Genomic DNA, 17657 nt, shown 5'->3' with positions numbered 1-17657 from the left:
CGACTCGATAGTTCAACTAGGCTAGCATAACTTTCTGTTCTACGGCTTCGCTTGCTGGTTGCAGCAGTCATTTGGAGGCTGTTTGTTTCCGGTATGAAGTTTGTTGAGAAGTATTCAATATAGTTAAGTAGATCGTTTATTTATGGTTGCTTACTTAAGAGAGTGCTCATTGCTGTAGGCTGAGTTGACGATCGGAAAGCCAATATTTCCATATTTCCATGCCGCCTAAAGCCCTTACGAATTCCATCATGCTTGCGACTGCTAACTATACACACTGAGCCGCACAGGAGTTCTTTCGGCTGTTCAGTGAGCGATAATAGTTAGTAACCTTGATGATGAGAGTGCTTTGGCAATGACCGAATTGCCTGAACGGGCGATCGCCCAACTGAAAACTTTACCTGCTGACGAGCAGGATGCGATCGCTGCAATGATTTTGGAAGAAATAGAGGACGAGCGACGTTGGGATGAATCATTCTCCCGATCGCCAAATATTCTTGCAAAACTGGCTGCTTCTGCAATGGCTGAGTACCACGGCATAATTAAACCGTTCTACAGCGAAAGAACAGTGTCAGCGCCGAACAATCTCCCAGTGCGATCGCCGCTTGCTCGCCCATGCCAAAATTTCTTCTAATTCGATCGAGGATTAAATGGTTGGTTGGTGTATTGCGCGAGCAAATTAGCAATCTCAGGATCGTAAATGCGCAAGTAATTCCAGTAATTCCCAAACACTGACTCGACGTAGCCTTTAGTTTCCCGAAAAGGAATTTTTTCGACAAAAACATCGGGATCGCTAGTGCGATATCTTTCCAGCCATTGAGCGACATTTCCGGGACCGGCATTGTAACTGGCGATCGCCAAAAGCGAATTATTGTCGTACTCTTGATGGGTGTGGTCGAGATACCAAGTCCCTAATTTGATGTTGTCTTGAGGATCGGTCAGAGAATATTCCTTGAGTTGTAGTTGCTTGGCAATCCATTCTCCGGTTTTTGGCATGACTTGCATCAAGCCAACTGCTCCAACAGGAGAGCGGATGTCGGTTTCAAAGCGGGATTCTTGGCGAATCAGAGAAGTAACTAGGACGGGATTGAGCTGGCGCTGCTGCGACCAAGAGAGAATAGATTGGTAAAACGGAAAAGGAAAGAGAGCGTACCAGTATTCGGGTTTTTGCCGCAAGGCTTGCCATTGGCTTCGATCTTGAGGGTCTTTTCGATCGCGTAGCGTGCCAACGTTGTTAATCCCTTGTAAATGTTTGCCTTGGGCGAGTTTGAGCAGCCCTTTGGTAAACTGTTCGTCTACCGTGAGTTTCCACGGATCGCGCACTTCGGCACGAAACAGCGTCCAAGCTTCGTCGTTTAAACCGAGGCGATAGAGTTCTTGAAAAGTTTCCGAACCTGCGGTTGGCATCGGTCTTAGCGTCGGTTTGACGAGAGTCGGTTGCATCTGGCGCACGTTGTTAAAATTGCCCACATTCCACCCTAACAGGACGGCAGCACGCCAAGCGTAATAGGATTGGGGATGGCGTGCCAGAACATGTTCGAAAGCGGCTTTAGCATCCTGTTGGCGACCGAGCTGTTGCGCCCACTTGCCGATCCAAAAAGTCGCTTTAGGAGCTAGAGGACTTTCAGCATTGTTAGTCGCAATCGACTGGGCCCATTGCCAAGCTTTCACCAATTCTCCGGCATCGGCATACTGTTGGGCGACCTGCCAGCGATATTCGGCTGCTGCATCGGATTTGGCGTATTGAGAGAGCAACTTCTGTCGCGCTTGAGAGGCTGCTTTTTGATTGTTGAGGGTATCGAAAAGTTTGGCTTTTTCGAGGAGAGCTTCTGGAGTTTCTTTGGGAAATTTGTTCGTGACGCGATCGAGATATTTGATGGCTTCTTGGGTTTTGGAAAGACTGGCTAAACGCCGCAATCCCAATCCGGTTTCCTCAGCGTTAGGAAATCTCTGAATCAGTTGTTGATAGGCTTTCTTTGCCTCTTCTATTTTGTCAGAAAGTTGTAGACTTCTGGCAAGGCGGTAAGCGCTTTCGGGGGTTGGAGTGGCTTTCGCATAAGCTTGGGCAGCTTTTTTGTATTCGGCTGTCTTCCAGTAACCCGCAGCAATCATGCTCCAATCTTCTGGTTTTAACTGCTTGCCAAACTCTTTGACGAGGCGATCGCGAATCGCATTGCTTCCTTCGCCGTCGGGGTCGTATTTGACCAGGAGCAGCATCAATTGGGGCTGTTTGGGATTTTTTTTGAGACGCTCGCCAATGATATCGTGGGTACGCGGATGTTGGGGAAATTGGGCGATCGCCCGATCCCAGTATTTGGGATTCGATTGCCCTAATTTATAAAGCGCTTCGGCAGCGATGGGAGACTGGGGATAGGTTTCGAGCAGCTTCTGCCAGGTTTCAGTGGCTTGCTGCGTTTCGTTGGTCAGTTCGTAGGCTCGACCTCGTTTGAGAAGAATGTAGGGAGCCAGCACTGGATATTTGTCTTCCAATCCTTCTAACTGCCGCAGCGCTGGACCTCCCTCGTATTTTTTAATCAGATCCGATGCCAAGAGATAGCGAGCGCGACTTCTGTCTAGCGCGGATTTTCCCGATGAGGCAATTTCTTTGAGTTGCGACTCTCTTTCCTGTGCTGGTAAGGTGGTTAAATTTAAAACAGCCGACGGTCGATCGAGTTCTTCTGAGTGCGACGTTCGCTCCGAGCCGAGATCGAGGGAGGTTCGTTGTTCTATCCAGTCTACGGCTTGAGGATTGAGCCAGACCGAGCCTAGCAATGCTAGCAAGAGCGCTCCTGAGCCACCTAGAAGGTAGGTTGGGTTGATCCGTTGTTTTGGCATTAGCTCGTTAGAATAGTTACAACCAATCTCTATGTTAGCGGTCGCGATCGGCGTTTAATTGTTGGGTTGCCGATCGCCGCCTCCTACTGCTTCTTGTCTTGATTCTCGAAGCCGATTGAGGGTTTCATTATTTTCTTGCGATTCGACTTGGGGAATCACGCGATCGCACTCCTTTGAACTCGTCTCGGCGCACGTAATCGTCGCGTTGTTCGTCCGCCTGAGAAAGATTTGCTGGGGAGTCCGATAATCGAGCTGTTGGCTGGCAGGTTGCGGAGGAACTTGAGAGGGGCGATCGCTACCTGTGGCGCCTCTTTCTATGCCAGTTTGCGCTTTCAGGCTTGCTTGGGGAAGCCAACCCCAATTCATCGTTAATACGAAGGCGAATGCAAGGGTCAGGGGGAATTTTCTCATGATTTTTGTCCCTCCTTATCGCTAAGCTAGAGGGGTGATAGCTGTATTCCACTCTGGAACCAGCGATCGCGGCATAACGTCTTCTATTTTTGCTAAAGAGACATTTAGGAGGCTCTTACCGATGTCCAAACGAAAACGTAACGCACGAGCGAGAACTTCTATTCTCATCGCTCTGACGATGAGCATTATGGCTTTTGCTCCTATCATCTCATTTGCGTCTGCTTCTGCGCAACTGTTTCCGACGAGAAATTCTTCTAACAGTGTTTCTCGTCGAGGTCGAGTCGTCATTCCTGAAGGAACTCAAATTCCCGTCAGATACGAAAAGGCGGAAAAAATTTTGGTGACCAAGGATGAAACTGCGCCTCTGACATTACAAGTCGCTGCTAATCTCAGAAATCGCGCGGGGGCAATTCTCATTCCTGCCGGAAGCGAAATTATTGGCGAACTTCGACCCAGAAAAGGCGGCTCGCAGTTTGTCGCCGAAAAGATCGTCATCGATCGCGAGGGAGAACGGACGATAGAACGATCGATCGATGCGACTTCCAAAGTCGTCAAGAGAACCGAAGTCGTCGAAAAAGGAGCTAGCGCAGACGATATTCTCGAAGGCGCTGCCATTGGCGGTGCTGCCGCTACCATCCTGGCGGAAATTCTCGGCGACATCGATATCGAAGAAGTCTTGGGTGGAGCGGGATTGGGCGCTCTAGCCGGATGGATTTTAGGCAGTGGCAAAGTCGAATTGATCTCCATCGATCCCAACTCAGATCTGACTTTAACTCTAAACTCCGATCTGGTTCTCAGGAGATAAATCGCCCAATTATCATTCGGGCAGAGCGATCGCGATCGACGTGCCAAAAAATGAATATTATGGAAGTGGCGCTAGTCGCTAAATAAGGACAAAGCTAGAGAGTTTGCTCGATTTGGCTAAATGAGCGCTCGCGATACCCAGTTACAATTAGATCGATTTTTGGTTTGTGGACTGGGGAGTTTAGGGCAACACTGCGTTGCCGCCCTCAAGGAATTTGGAGTTAGCGTAATTGTTATCGAGCAGGTACAGCCTCATAGTTGGGAAATCTCTGACCTGCCAAACTTATTGGAAGACTTAATCTTAGGAGACTGTCGCCAAAATAGTATTTTGGAGAGGGCAAAGATCCACCGCTGTCGAGCGGCGCTAATTGTAACCAGTAACGAGCAAGTCAATGCAGAGACTGCTTTAGCGATCCGCCAACTCAATCCCCGCACTCGCCTAGTCGTTCGTTCGGCAAAAGAAAATCTCAATCAACTGTTGAGCGAACAACTGGGCGATTTTATTGCTTTCGATCCGATTCAACTACCTGCCTCGGCTTTTGCCTTTGCCGCACTGGGCAGCGAAACGCTATGTTTTTTCAAACTAGACGGACAGTGGCTGCAAGTTCTCAAGCGTCAGATAAATTCGAGCGATCGCTGGTGCAATGTTCGTCTTCTCCACGAATTAGGCAGCCGCCAGCGACAGATTCTCTATCATACCCATTATCCCGGCTCCCTACCTCGCACTTTCCATGACTGGGAACCCAACGAACTCCTTCAAGCTGAAGACACGCTAGTCTACCTCGAAACAGCCGAGCAATTGTTTTTTTCCCCCGCACAAACGCTCCCATCTCGACAGCTAAAGCGAAGGGAGTGGCAAAAAAACATTCTTCGCTTTCCCAAGCGATTTAGGGGGCAGTTGTCTAAATTCTGGCAGTTAAGCTTTCAGCAGCGAGTTCGACGGGTTGCACTTTTGTGCGGGATTACGGTTTCGATTCTTCTGTTGATGGGAACTGTGCTGTTTGAGCTGTACTATCCAGGGATTACTTTTCTGGCAGCTTTTACTGCAACTGTCATTCTTTTGTTGGGAGGCTATGGAGATTTATTTGGAAATTTAGAACAGATAGGAGTGATTCCTTGGTGGTTACAGCTCTTTTCTTTGGGATTGAGCCTAGCCGGTACGACGTTCGTGGGAGTCTTGTACGCTTTGCTCACAGAAGCGCTGCTATCTTCAAAATTCCAGTTTATCAAGCGCCGTCCCCCCATTCCCCAACAAGCTCACATTGCTATTATCGGTCTTGGTAGGGTCGGTCAACGAATAGCAAGGCTATTGCAAGAATTTAAGCAAGCTATAGTGGGCATTACCTTTAATCCCGACTTCGAGCAGACAAATATACTCGATATTCCTTTGATTTTTGGCAATTTGAAGGAAGCTCTTGCAAAAGCCAATCTTTCTACTGCCAAAAGCGTTGTTATCGTCACCGACGATGAAGTTCTCAATTTAGAAGTTGCTTTGATGGCGCGGGCAATTAATCCTGACAGTCATTTGGTTATTCGCACTTCCAGTCAACGCTTAAGCGAGCATCTGAGTCAATTATTGCCCAGGGCACAGGTTTTGGGAACCCATGCAGTAGTGGCTGAAGCGTTTGCTACTGCGGCGTTTGGCGAGAAGGTTATTGCTCTGTTTCGCTTCAACAACCAGACGATTTTGGTGACGGAGTATCAAATCGAATCTGAAGATACTCTCAACGGATTGCTACTGAGCGAAGTCGCTTACGGTTATGGGGTAGTCCCAATTCTCCACCAAAAACTGCCCAATTCTTCAATTTTGATGCCTTTGGGAGATATTCGCTTGGCTGTGGGCGATCGCTTGGTGGTTCTAGCGACCATCGACGGACTGCAACGCATCGAACGGGGAACGATCGATACCAGCGCCAAACACTGGCAGGTCAGAGTTGAGAGAGCGCTGTCTTCAGAGGCTATTTTTGAAGGGGCGAACGCGATCGCGCGGATTACTGGCTGTAGTCTGGGCCAGGCAAGGGAATTAATGAATCATCTGCCGGGAACCTTACCAATTATGCTCTACAAACACCAAGCACAACGCTTAATCCGAGAACTCAATAAGCTGCTGGTAAAGGCTAGCTTAATTTCTGGAGGCGATCGCTAAAAAGCCCTCCGAAGAGGGCTTTTCGTTCTCAAGCTTGGGAAAGTTTGACTTTATCCCAACAAAGCTTTAGCTTTGGCTATGACGTTATCTACGGTAAAGCCAAACTTCTCCATAACAACATTACCGGGAGCAGATGCCCCAAAGGTATCGATGCTAATGCTCGCGCCTTCATCAGTAACATAGCGACACCAGCCCATGCTAGAACCGGCTTCAACGGCGAGGCGCTTTCTCACAGCTTTCGGAAAAACGGACTCTTTGTAGGCCGCGTCTTGTTTCTCAAATAGCTCCCAGCTTGGCATAGAAACCACGCGCACTTTCTTTCCTTCACCGCGCAGCACTTCGGCTGCCTTAACGCACAATTGAGTTTCGCTCCCCGTACCGATCAAGATCAGATCGGGCGTACCTTCGCTGTCACTGAGGATGTAAGCTCCTTTAGTCGTTGCTGCGATCGAGCTTCCAGCTAGGTTGGGCAGATTTTGACGAGACAGCGCTAGCAGCGTGGGAGCGTGACGGTTTTCGATCGCGACTTTGTATGCGCCAGCGGTTTCGTTGCCGTCTGCCGGACGAATGACGGTAAGGTTAGGAATCGCCCGCAGCGAGGCAAGGTGTTCGACGGGTTGGTGCGTAGGACCATCTTCGCCCAATCCAACCGAGTCGTGCGTCATAATCCAAATTACGCCCGCTTCGGATAAAGCCGAGAGACGAATGGCGTTACGCATGTAGTCGGTGAAGACTAGGAAGGTCGCTCCGTAAGGAATCAAGCCCGAACCGTGGAGGGCAATGCCGTTACAGATTGCTCCCATGCCATGTTCGCGCACGCCAAAGCGGAGGTTGCGATTTTGGTACTGTCCCTTTTGAAAATCGCCAGACACCTTGATTAGGGTATTGTTGGAGTGAGTGAGGTCGGCAGAACCGCCGATGAGTTCGGGGACGACGGGCGCTAGGGCGTTCAGCGTCGCTTCCGAAAACTTACGAGTAGCTTGTGCTTTGTCTTCGGGCGTATAAGTGGGGAGGGCTTTTTCCCATCCTTCGGGTAATTTCCCGCTCAGCAGCCGCTCGAATTCGGCAGCTTCTTGAGGATATTTAGTCTTGTACCGAGCTAAGGTTTCTTGCCATTCGGCTTCATAGCTAGCGCCCCGTTCGACGGCTTTGCGGAAGTGCGCTAGCGCGTCGTCGGGAACGACGAAGGGTTCGTATTGCCAACCCAGGTTCTCGCGGGTGGCTTTGACTTCATCGCTGCCGAGAGCAGCCCCATGAACGCCTGCGGTATTGGCTTTATTCGGAGAGCCATAGCCGATGGTGGTGGTGACTTTAATCATCGAAGGCTTGTCAGTGACGGCTTTAGCCGCTTCGACCGCTTTGGTAATGCTCTCTATGTCTTTGTTGCCGTCTTCTACGTGCAACACGTGCCAACCATAGGCTTCAAAGCGCTTGCTCACATCTTCGGTAAAGGCAATATCGGTGGAACCGTCGATAGAGATGTGGTTGTCGTCGTAGAGGGCAATCAGCTTGCCCAAGCCTAAGTGTCCGGCGAGGGAGCAAGCTTCGCCGGAAATTCCTTCCATGTTGCAGCCATCGCCGAGGATAACGTAGGTGTAGTGGTCTACCAGCTTGCAATCGGGCTTGTTAAATTTAGCCGCCAAGTGGGCTTCGGCTATCGCCAGACCGACGGCGTTAGCAATTCCCTGTCCCAAGGGACCCGTAGTGACTTCTACCCCTGGCGTGATATGATTTTCTGGGTGACCGGGAGTTTTAGAACCCCACTGGCGGAAATTTTTGATTTCGTCGAGGGTAACGCTGTCGTAGCCCGTCAGGTAAAGCAAGGCGTACTGTAACATGCAACCGTGTCCGGCGGAGAGGACAAAGCGATCGCGGTTAAACCACTTGGGGTTTTTGGGATTGTAACGCATAAAGCGATCCCAGAGGACGAAAGCCATTGGAGCAGCTCCCATCGGCAGCCCTGGGTGACCGGACTTAGCTTTTTCTACGGCATCAATTGCTAAAAAGCGGATAGAATTAATGCACCGTTCTTCGAGTGACTGGGTGGCAACAACCATAATTTTCTTAGCGTAAACGACGAATAAAACAACAATTGGTGTGAGTAAAAGCTTGATGGCTCTAGGTTGCCCCAAGGCTCATACCCATCATCCCATTTTCGGGGACGACGGGCAATAACTATGGCGAATTTTTAAAAAATTCTAAAAGCTAGATTCAATGATATTTTTTGAAAGCTAGCGTAACGTTGTGGCCGCCAAAGCCAAAGGAATTGGAGAGGGCGGCTTCTACTGTTTGGGCACGACTTTGACCGGGCACGTAATCCAAATCGCATTCGGGGTCGGGGTTTTCTAGATTGATCGTAGGCGGAATGCGGTCGCAGGCGATCGCCATTACCGTTGCCACGGCTTCAATCCCGCCAGATCCTCCCAGCAGGTGTCCCGTCATCGATTTGGTGGAACTAATCGCTACTTTATAGGCCTGTTCTCCCAGGGCTTTCTTAATTGCCTTAGTTTCTGTCGGATCGTTGGCAGGCGTACTCGTTCCGTGAGCGTTGATATAGTGAATCGCCTCTGGTTGCAGCCCTCCATCTTTGAGGGCGAGTTCGATCGCTTGCGTTGCCCCTTGACCCGACGGTGCGGTCATGTGATAGGCGTCGCAAGTCATGCCGTAGCCGACGATTTCTGCATAAATTTTGGCATCGCGTTCTAGGGCTTGTTCCAATTCTTCTAGGATCAAGATTCCTGCCCCTTCTCCCATGACGAAGCCGTCGCGATCGCGATCGAAAGGTCGGGACGCACGGGCTGGGTCTTCATTGCGAGTGGACAGCGCTTTCATCGAGGCAAAGCCCGCCATCGATAACGGCGTTACTGCTGCTTCCGTTCCGCCGCAAATCATCGCTTTTGCGTATCCTCGCTGAATTAGACGAAAGGCATCGCCGATCGCGTTCGATCCAGCCGCACAGGCCGTCACCGTACAGGTATTGGGACCTTTTGCCCCTGTATGAATCGCAGTCAGTCCCGCTGCCATATTGGCGATCATCATGGGAATCATAAAGGGACTAATTCGACTCGGACCGCGTGCGAGCAAGACTTCTTGCTGATCTTCGAGGACTTTCAGCCCGCCAACACCAGTTCCGATAATTACCCCCACTTGGTCTGCATTCAAATCGTCGATCGTCAGTTTGGCATCGGCAAGTGCCTGCAAGCTAGCAGCTACGCCCAACTGGGAGAAGCGATCCATCCGCTTAGCGTCTTTGCGATCGAGGTAGTCGTGAGGGTCAAAACCTTTGACTTCGGCGGCAATGCGACAGGCATGCTGCGAAGCGTCAAATCGGGTAATGGGAGCAATTCCGTTACGCCCGCTTAACAACCCTTCCCAGTATTCAGTGAGGTTATTTCCAATCGGGGTAATCGCACCTAGCCCCGTTACGACGACACGTTTGAGTTGCATATTTGCCACGATCCTACGATTGATAAAGGCTTGATTTTGCCCGGAATGCAGATAATACGGAAAGTAATTAATGTAATGATTTGGCGATGCCAAAGTCTATAACAATAAAATCTAAGCAGCAGCCTCTATCTTCTGGCTGATATACTCTACTGCTTTAGCGACAGTATCGATCTGTTCGGCTGCCTCATCGGGGATTTCAATATCAAATTCTTCTTCTAGCGCCATCACCAATTCGACGGTATCTAGAGAATCTGCACCCAAGTCGTTAGCAAAGCTAGATTCGGGCTTGACCTCATCGGGATTGACTTCTAGTTGTTCGACAACAATTTTTTTGACCTTTTCAAAAACTTCTTGATTCATTGCTGTTTCCTTAACCGCTAAAAACCTCGTATTACCGAGAACGCGAGTCGAAAGCAAAGCGGGATTCCCGCTTCTCGATCGACACTCTATAAATTTAATCTTTTTCTTGCCCCATTTTCTCAAAGTGAAGCAAACATAAACCTGAATCTAGCATATTATCGGCTACCATAAACAACCATTACCTCGCTCGGCAATAGAGAAAGGTTAGTATAAACTTACAAAGCACAATTTAGGGTGCCAAGTAAATCGTTTTATTCTTCATTCCATGGAATTTCCCCTGCAAGGCAAATTGAAAAATCCGCTTCTTTGGATACTGGGAATTATGACAGGCGGTATCCTAGTTGTCGGTTTGATGACTTATCGGATGGTCGAAACTCCCTCATCCGAGCAGTTGGTCGAGCAACTGACCGTCCCTGCCACAAAAGAGACCTTGGCAGCGGAAATAGAAGCCAGCGGAACTGTCGAGCCGATTGAGAGCGTCAATATTAGCCCGAAAAACCCCGGTCGCTTAGTACAGTTACGAGTTACTCAAGGCATGCGAGTCAAAAAAGGGCAAATTCTTGCCGTGATGGAAAATTTTGAAATTCAGGCGCAGGGATACCAAGCTCAAGCAAAATTCAAACAAGCCCTTGCCCAGTTGAAGGAAGCGCAGCTTAGAATTCCAGGAGAAATTGCCCAAGCCAAAACCCGTTTAGCTCAGGCTCAAGCCAGTCTCAAACAAGCTCAAGCCAAACTTCCCAAAGACATTAAACAAGCACAAGCGCAACTCCAGGCTGCTGAAGCGCGATTTCAATTGGCACAAGCTCGCATTCAGCGCAATGGAGCCTTACTCAAGGAAGGGGCGGTGACTCAAGATGAATACGACGCAGTGTTAAATGATTTTCGGACGGCTCTAGCCACTGGGATGGAAGCGCAACAGCGTTTTGAGCAAGCTAAAACGACTAGCTTTCCCGAAATAGATCGCCTAAAAGCAGCTGTTGCCGAAGCCCAAGTTCAATTGGAGCAGCGCCAAAAAACTGCGGAAATAGAACTTGCCCAACTCCAAGCTGCCGCAGAAGCAGCCAGAGCAGAACTCGAACGAATTAAAATTCAATATCAAGACACTTTTATTAGAGCGCCTTTTGATGGGGTGGTTACCCAGAAATATGCAACGGTTGGTGCTTTTGTCACGCCGACGACTTCTGCTTCCGCTACGGCTTCTGCTACCTCAGCATCCATTCTAGCACTGGCAAATGGGCTAGAAGTTGTTGCTAAAGTACCGGAAGTCGATATCGGTCAATTGCAATTGGGACAACCTGCAAGAATCGTTGCTGATGCCTATCCCGATAAGGTTTTTCAAGGACAGGTTGTTAAAATCGCTCCAGAAGCTGTGGTCGAGCAAAACGTGACTTCGTTTGAGGTTACCGTTCGTATTCTCACCGGTCAAGAGACGCTGCGTTCTAAGATGAACGTCGATGTCGATTTTGTGGGCAGACAACTTAGCAACGCTTTGGTGGTTCCCACGGTCGCGATCGTCACCCAAGAAGGTCAAACTGGAGTGATGGTTCCCGACGAAAACCAAAAACCTATGTTTAAACCCGTAACCATCGGACTCGTCCTCAATGACAAAACCCAAATCCTAAATGGATTGACCCCCGGAGAGCGAGTATTTGTCGATCTGCCAGAAAACAAAGACCAGAAAGAGATAGAAAAATAAGAACTTGAAATTTTATTATCCTTCATTTTAGGTTTGGGCAAGTTTTTATCAAAAGAGCAGAAAATTTGATGTTTAGAATTGCTATGAGCGATCGCCAGCCTACTCCTTCCGATCGGTTAAATTGAGGCGCGATCGCTCAACCAATTTTTTTCTCATTGTTGATAACTGGTAATGGATGACTGATAACTCAAAAACTATGTCTTTAGCTTGAGCGAAAACTCTCCTTTTAGTAAGAAGCCGATCGGTCTTATTTTTTTTTAAATTAGATATAAATATTCGAGCAATTACTCAATATAAAAACTGCGAGCAAAAGGAGATATTTTATGACCGACACGAGCAAACGTGGATTTGCATCCATGGATGCACAAAAGCAGCGCGAAATTGCCAGCAAAGGCGGAAAAGCAGCCCATGCCAAGGGAACTGCCCACGAGTTTACCCCAGAAGAAGCCAGAGAAGCTGGTCGTAAGGGGGGTGAAGCTGTGAGTAAAGACCGCGAACACATGGCAGAGATCGGTCGCGAAGGTGGCAAGAGTTCGCGTAAAAGCAATCGAGACGAAAATAAAAGCAAAGAAGAAGACAAAAACGCTAATGGCAGTAGCCACAAACAACCTGCAACAACAGAACGGCAAAGCCAAAAAAACGAATAGATTTATTGCTGTCGAAATGAGGCGGGAAGTGGAATATTTCCACATCTACGTTCGACCAGCGCTAGCACAATGCTACCGGAAGCAAGTAAAAGGATAGCAATCGGGAAAAATGTTGTTTAGAAAAGAGCGAACTATGCAACGAGAAAAAGTTACAGAACAATTAAAAAATCGAGATCTGTCTATTAATTCTGAAGAAATTCCAGTAGAAGCCAAAGATACTGTTCCAGCCGAACAAAAACTCAGTCCTAAAGCAAGAAGTTTAGCAGCCAATCCTGGCGATCGCATTGCCGATGAACCTCAAACAATTGAACAAAAAGCCAAACAAATCGCCGTTGACGTTCCAGATATCACGGGCGACCATATTAAAGTCCCAACTTATTTTATTGTGGAATATCCCAATGGTGAAAAGAAAGCACTTCACCATGTCAAGGATGCAGAAGAAATTTCTGATGTCATTCGTCAAGCTCGCATGGACGAAAACGGCAATCGAATTTGGTGGTAAAAATAACGCGTTCGCCATTCACATTCGCAATTGATTAATCGTTAATTGCGAATGTGAATTATCTTAGTCGAGCAGGTTTCCAAGTTCCGTGGAAGCCGTGAGGAACGACGCTTGGCAATCCCAAACAACAGATGGGTTCGTCTTCTAAGCGATCGCACCCGTAAATTCTCACTTCGCTAGTATCGCTATTGCCATCGTAAACTACTGTCAACACCCAGCCTTCTTCTGAATTTGGACCATTGGGGACAAAAATTGGTTCGCTGGGATAGCAATTTTCTCCTGGGTCTGCTATTGACAAATTGCTCGTTTTATGGTCAAAACGAGCGATCGCGCTGAAGAGTTCTTGAGAATTATTCGCGCCGTCTCGATGGGTTGATAAATAACTATAGCGCCATGGCTGTCCGACTTGATGGGGCGCAACGGTAGGAAATTCGCATTCCTTGTCCAGAACTTCTTCGGTGGAGATAACTTTCCCCGTCTGGGGATTGAGGCGAATTTGCCACAGCGTTGCCTTGGCTGGAGTTTCTATCTTCCCCGTGGCGACTTCTTTTAAATTCTGATTGGTCTGAAAATCTCGATAGCGGGCAACTATAATGACAAGCGACCCATCAGTATCTGTATATCCATTTCCGAAATGCCACTGAAACCAGGGATCGGCTTCGCCACGACTGACAAGAGAAAGCGTATCGCGATCGAATACGAGAACTTGCGTACCCAATTCCGGTTTCCACTGCATCGCATCGCTGAAACTCTTCATCCCCGATACAACGTTCAAGATATTGACTCGAACTGGCGGAACAAAAAAGACTAAATACTGCCCCGTTAAGACAAAATCGTGGATTAAAGGCAAGTCTTTCCATTCGATCGCATTCTTGTTCGCAACTTTGCCAGTGCGATCGAATCGGTAAAGATTCAGCGTGATACTTAACTCGGCAACGATACCAAAATTAAAAATTTCTCCTGTCCGAGGATCGATTTTAGGATGGGCGGAAAACGGTTCGCTTCTTGTCAATCCCGATAAATTATCGAGTCCCTTAGTTTCTAGCGTCTCTAAATCCAGTGCGTGGGGATTGCCCCCTTCCCAAAGGGCTAATAGTTTGTCTGGCAAAGCCAAAACCGAAGTATTAGCCGAATTTTTGACCTTTTTTCCCCATTGATTCCAAAATGCTCCTGGAGCCTTCATGCCATAATTGGGAAACAGAAATTTATTGGCAGCTGCTTCTTTTTGATAGCCATCCGTTTGGACATAGCGATAAGTTCCCCTTGCCCCTGCATCGTTAAAATGGACGGCTAAGATTGCCCCATCTCCATCAAACCAATGTCCCACTCGCATTCCACCTCGTTCTAAGCGTCCGGGCCCGTTGCGATAGAAACTTCCCCGCAGCCCTTCGGGAATTTTGCCATAGAGGACGGGTAGAGGAGTCAGAGGAAATTCTTGGGCGGGTTTTTCAATAGCTTTTGACCAAGCTTTGCGATCGCTACTTAGCATCTCTTAGGTAACTTGGGTAACGTTATACTATTTTGGATTGGGAATTGGCGATCGATCTAGGAGATTTATAGAGGGATGCTTGATGAATGAAATTACCAGCAGTGGAAAAATCAAATGTATAAGTTTTTTAATCTAGGAGATGCGATCGCCCGCGATACACAAACCATTTATTGTAGTAATTAAGTCTACACAATCAACTCCTACGTGACCATTGACTCTCTCCTCAAGCCCTTTCAACGCTTTGGCGTTCATCTCGGATTAGAACGCATAGAACGCCTCCTAGCAGCTTTAGGCAATCCCCATCGCAGCGTTCCTCTAATTCACGTAGCGGGAACCAATGGCAAAGGTTCTGTTTGCGCCTATCTTTCTACAGTACTTGCAGAAGCGGGCTACAAAGTCGGACGCTATATTTCTCCCCATTTAGTCGATTGGACGGAACGCATTTGCATTAACGACCAGCCTATTTCTTCCCGCGACCTAGAAGAAATTATTCAACAAGTTCGGGTTGCGATCGCAGCAAATGAAGAAAGTCCGACTCAATTTGAAGTCATTACGGCTGCGGCTTGGTTATATTTTGCCCGATCGCGGGTAGATATTGCCATTATAGAAGTGGGATTGGGCGGACGATTGGATGCAACAAATGTTTGCGATCGCCCTCTAGTTAGCGTCATCACTTCTATCAGTCGCGAACACTGGCAAGTTCTCGGTCCAACCCTTGCAGATATCGCAGGCGAAAAGGCAGGCATCCTTAAACCCAATCGTCCCGCCGTCATTGGTAACCTTCCAGGCGAAGCAAAAGCGGTTATTTCTGCACGAATCCAACAATTAAATTGTCCTGCCGTTTGGGTAGAACCAGCGGAAAAACTCAAAGAAGGTTGGGCCAAATATGGAGAAATTGAATATCCTTTGCCTTTATTGGGAGACATTCAATTAATGAATTCTGCCATTGCGATCGCGTCTTTGCAAATTCTCCAGCAACAAGGTTGGCAGATTCCCTTAGCGGCAATTCAAACTGGAATGGCAAAAACTCGCTGGTTGGGACGCATGCAATGGACGACCTGGAATCATTATCCCCTCCTCATCGATGGGGCACACAACCCCGCCGCCGCCAAAGCTTTGCGTCAATATGTCGATACCCTAGAGAAACCCATTGTTTGGGTGATGGGCATTCTTTCTAATAAAGAACACGACGAGATTTTTAAAGCCTTACTGCGATCGGGCGAACATTTATATCTCGTCCCCATTCCCGACCATAGTACCGCCGATCCAAAAGATCTGGCAACGCTAGCAGCAAAAATTTGTCCGGGATTAGAAAGCCTTCAAACCTTTCCCGATCTTTTTCTCGCTTTAGAGACTGCTATTCACACTCATCCCAATCGCTTGGTTATTTTATGCGGTTCTTTATATCTAGTGGGACATTTTTTGCAACATCAGAGAAACACTTACACTGATAACTGATAACTGTTTACCGACAACTGATTTAACTGATGCTTGCCAAGAGAATTTTGCCTTGTTTGGATGTAAAAGCGGGTCGCGTCGTCAAAGGCGTGAATTTTGTCGATCTCAAAGATGCTGGCGACCCAGTAGAACTTGCTAAAATCTACAACGATGCAGGTGCAGACGAACTGGTCTTCCTCGATATTACAGCAACCCACGAAGATCGCGACATCATTATCGATGTCGTTTACCGGACGGCGGAACAAGTTTTTATTCCTCTAACCGTTGGCGGAGGCATCCAATCCTTAGAAATGATTAAAAATTTGTTAAGAGCGGGGGCAGATAAAGTTAGTATTAATTCGGCAGCAGTACGCAACCCAGATTTGATCGACGAAGCTAGCGATCGCTTTGGCAAACAGTGTATTGTAATTGCGATCGATGCTAGACGGCGCAACGATCCTAGCAATCCGGGCTGGGATGTTTACGTGCGCGGCGGCCGGGAAAATACGGGGATCGACGCGATCGCCTGGGCAAAAGAAGCCCAAAAACGAGGCGCGGGAGAGTTGCTCGTTACTAGCATGGATGCCGACGGAACCCAGGCAGGGTATGACTTAGCGTTAACTCGCACCATTGCCGAACGAGTAGAAATTCCCGTCATTGCTTCTGGAGGGGCTGGCAACTGCCAACACATCTATGAAGCCCTTACACAAGGGAGGGCAGAAGCAGCGTTATTGGCTTCCCTGCTGCATTACGGACAATTAACTATCTCCCAAGTAAAAACCTACCTGCAAGAACGCCAAGTCCCGACGCGGACACTGTAAGAAAAGTATTGAGATAATCTTAAGGTTAGAGTAGCCAAGATTTTCCACCTTAAAAATATGTATTAGAATAGATTAAAGTTAACATTTTTTAAAATATGTTGATTCCTATTCTCATATTTGATGTGGCTTTGGTAGCTTGGTCGCTTCATCTTATGCAAGAGGCGTTCGAGCAGCAAGAATTTTCCCTCATGCTGGCCGGAACTCTGGTTGCCCTCGCTGCTGCGGCGATGTTAGTCGTTTATTTCCTGATGGGTCATTGCTTGAGCTATTTGATCTAACTTCGGCTGACCGATACTTTATTTTTTTTAATTAATTTTATTACTAAAAGTTAATTAATTAACCCTTGACAAAATAAAAAAAATAAGGCAAGATAGAAGATGCGCTTTATGGGGTTATAGCTCAGTTGGTAGAGCACTGCAATGGCATTGCAGGGGTCAGCGGTTCAAATCCGCTTAGCTCCATGCTCGGTTTTGCCAGCTCGTTCTCAGAAAATGTCACTGGAAGGATTATTTTCCTGTTGCAACCGACTCTAAATTGCATAGGCTAGTCCATTAAAAATATGTTAGCCAGGAAATTAATTTCCTAGCGGGTTACGTGCTGAATCGCGATCGCACCTCCCCAATTTCTTATACTATTTTTCATTCATTAATGACAGAGATAGTCGATTGCCCTCACCCCCAACCCCTCTCCCAAATAGGGAGAGGGGAGAAGAATGTCGATCGCGAAAACCTGAAAATTGGTATCATACCATTTTGGATGAAAGGATTGTGGATTTTGGATTGAGAAAGACCCATCTCATAAAGGTTTTAAAAACCCATCTGTAGCCAAGATTTTTCAAATTGGTATTAGCAAGTCCGCCGGAGAATAAATTCTCCGTCTCACATATTAAGTCCGTTTAAACCGACTCCAAATTTTATAGCCTAATCGATACAAATGGACTTTCTATATGAGCCGAAAATTAATTTCCTGGTGGATAATTTCCGATCGCAGAAAATGATAGCGGCTCGTCTTATTGGTTAGTTGATTCAAGCTACGCGATCGCGGTTTTATTTTGATGTCGAATAG

Annotated in this window: 16 protein-coding genes and 1 tRNA gene; 11 read left to right on the top strand and 6 right to left on the bottom strand. The window is 47.7% G+C overall.

Annotated features, from left to right (window positions below; genetic code table 11):
• Positions 1-352: 352 nt before the first annotated feature.
• Complete coding sequence (locus NIES593_RS11695) at positions 353-631, top strand: hypothetical protein (protein ID WP_073599742.1); 279 nt, start codon at positions 353-355, stop codon at positions 629-631.
• Here NIES593_RS11695 and NIES593_RS11690 read toward each other — a convergent pair.
• Both NIES593_RS11690 and NIES593_RS11685 read right to left on the bottom strand, forming a co-directional pair.
• Positions 628-2832: a lytic transglycosylase domain-containing protein gene (locus NIES593_RS11690; RefSeq protein ID WP_073599741.1), complete on the bottom strand. Its 2205-nt coding sequence runs from the start codon at positions 2830-2832 to the stop codon at positions 628-630. The genes NIES593_RS11695 and NIES593_RS11690 overlap by 4 nt on opposite strands.
• Positions 2833-2886: 54 nt before the next feature.
• Entirely contained in the window at positions 2887-3243 is a 357-nt protein-coding gene (locus NIES593_RS11685) for a hypothetical protein (RefSeq protein ID WP_073599740.1), read from the bottom strand.
• Between the two features lie 121 nt (positions 3244-3364).
• On the opposite strand from NIES593_RS11685, the gene NIES593_RS11680 reads away from it, so the two are divergent.
• Both NIES593_RS11680 and NIES593_RS11675 read left to right on the top strand, forming a co-directional pair.
• A complete protein-coding gene (locus NIES593_RS11680) occupies positions 3365-4048 on the top strand; it encodes a hypothetical protein (protein ID WP_073599739.1) in 684 nt (227 codons plus the stop codon).
• Between the two features lie 120 nt (positions 4049-4168).
• Positions 4169-6193: a potassium channel family protein gene (locus NIES593_RS11675; protein ID WP_073599738.1), complete on the top strand. Its 2025-nt coding sequence runs from the start codon at positions 4169-4171 to the stop codon at positions 6191-6193.
• A gap of 50 nt (positions 6194-6243) precedes the next feature.
• On the opposite strand, the gene tkt is transcribed toward NIES593_RS11675, so the two are convergent.
• The 3 genes from tkt to acpP form a co-directional block, all read right to left on the bottom strand.
• Entirely contained in the window at positions 6244-8250 is a 2007-nt protein-coding gene (tkt, locus tag NIES593_RS11670) for a transketolase (RefSeq protein WP_073599737.1), read from the bottom strand.
• 154 nt (positions 8251-8404) lie between these two features.
• Positions 8405-9649 carry a beta-ketoacyl-ACP synthase II gene (fabF, locus tag NIES593_RS11665; RefSeq protein WP_073599807.1) on the bottom strand — a complete coding sequence of 415 codons (1245 nt, stop codon included), beginning with the start codon at positions 9647-9649 and terminating at the stop codon, positions 8405-8407.
• A gap of 102 nt (positions 9650-9751) precedes the next feature.
• A complete protein-coding gene (gene acpP / locus NIES593_RS11660; protein ID WP_073599806.1) occupies positions 9752-10000 on the bottom strand; it encodes an acyl carrier protein in 249 nt (82 codons plus the stop codon).
• 265 nt (positions 10001-10265) lie between these two features.
• On the opposite strand from acpP, the gene NIES593_RS11655 reads away from it, so the two are divergent.
• The 3 genes from NIES593_RS11655 to NIES593_RS11645 all read left to right on the top strand — a co-directional run bounded on the left by NIES593_RS11655 (position 10266) and on the right by NIES593_RS11645 (position 12845).
• Positions 10266-11696, top strand: coding sequence for an efflux RND transporter periplasmic adaptor subunit (locus NIES593_RS11655; RefSeq protein ID WP_073599736.1), 1431 nt, complete (start codon positions 10266-10268; stop codon positions 11694-11696).
• Between the two features lie 323 nt (positions 11697-12019).
• Positions 12020-12343 (top strand): KGG domain-containing protein, encoded by a 324-nt coding sequence (locus NIES593_RS11650; RefSeq protein ID WP_073599735.1) that lies wholly within the window; start codon positions 12020-12022, stop codon positions 12341-12343.
• Between the two features lie 133 nt (positions 12344-12476).
• Positions 12477-12845 carry a hypothetical protein gene (locus tag NIES593_RS11645; protein ID WP_217651887.1) on the top strand — a complete coding sequence of 123 codons (369 nt, stop codon included), beginning with the start codon at positions 12477-12479 and terminating at the stop codon, positions 12843-12845.
• Between the two features lie 58 nt (positions 12846-12903).
• On the opposite strand, the gene NIES593_RS11640 is transcribed toward NIES593_RS11645, so the two are convergent.
• Complete coding sequence (locus NIES593_RS11640) at positions 12904-14334, bottom strand: carotenoid oxygenase family protein (protein WP_073599734.1); 1431 nt, start codon at positions 14332-14334, stop codon at positions 12904-12906.
• A 204-nt stretch (positions 14335-14538) separates the two neighbouring features.
• Here NIES593_RS11640 and NIES593_RS11635 point away from each other — a divergent pair, with 204 nt between their 5' ends.
• The 5 genes from NIES593_RS11635 (at position 14539) to NIES593_RS25190 (ending at position 17375) form a co-directional block, all read left to right on the top strand.
• On the top strand, positions 14539-15792 hold the full coding sequence (locus tag NIES593_RS11635; protein ID WP_073599733.1) for a bifunctional folylpolyglutamate synthase/dihydrofolate synthase: 1254 nt from the start codon (positions 14539-14541) through the stop codon (positions 15790-15792).
• A gap of 29 nt (positions 15793-15821) precedes the next feature.
• On the top strand, positions 15822-16592 hold the full coding sequence (hisF, locus tag NIES593_RS11630; RefSeq protein ID WP_073599732.1) for an imidazole glycerol phosphate synthase subunit HisF: 771 nt from the start codon (positions 15822-15824) through the stop codon (positions 16590-16592).
• Positions 16593-16687: 95 nt separating this feature from the next.
• Complete coding sequence (locus NIES593_RS11625; RefSeq protein WP_015144503.1) at positions 16688-16870, top strand: hypothetical protein; 183 nt, start codon at positions 16688-16690, stop codon at positions 16868-16870.
• A 110-nt stretch (positions 16871-16980) separates the two neighbouring features.
• Positions 16981-17053: transfer RNA gene (locus NIES593_RS11620), tRNA-Ala, on the top strand.
• Between the two features lie 187 nt (positions 17054-17240).
• The gene (locus tag NIES593_RS25190; RefSeq protein ID WP_281250729.1) at positions 17241-17375 is read left to right on the top strand and encodes a hypothetical protein; all 135 of its coding nucleotides are present in this window, start codon (positions 17241-17243) and stop codon (positions 17373-17375) included.
• The last annotated feature ends 282 nt before the right edge of the window (positions 17376-17657 follow it).

The sequence above is a fragment of the Hydrococcus rivularis NIES-593 genome, from assembly GCF_001904635.1.
GTDB classification, from domain to species: Bacteria; Cyanobacteriota; Cyanobacteriia; order Cyanobacteriales; family Microcystaceae; genus Hydrococcus; species Hydrococcus rivularis.
This window is presented reverse-complemented; position numbering and strand designations above follow the sequence as displayed.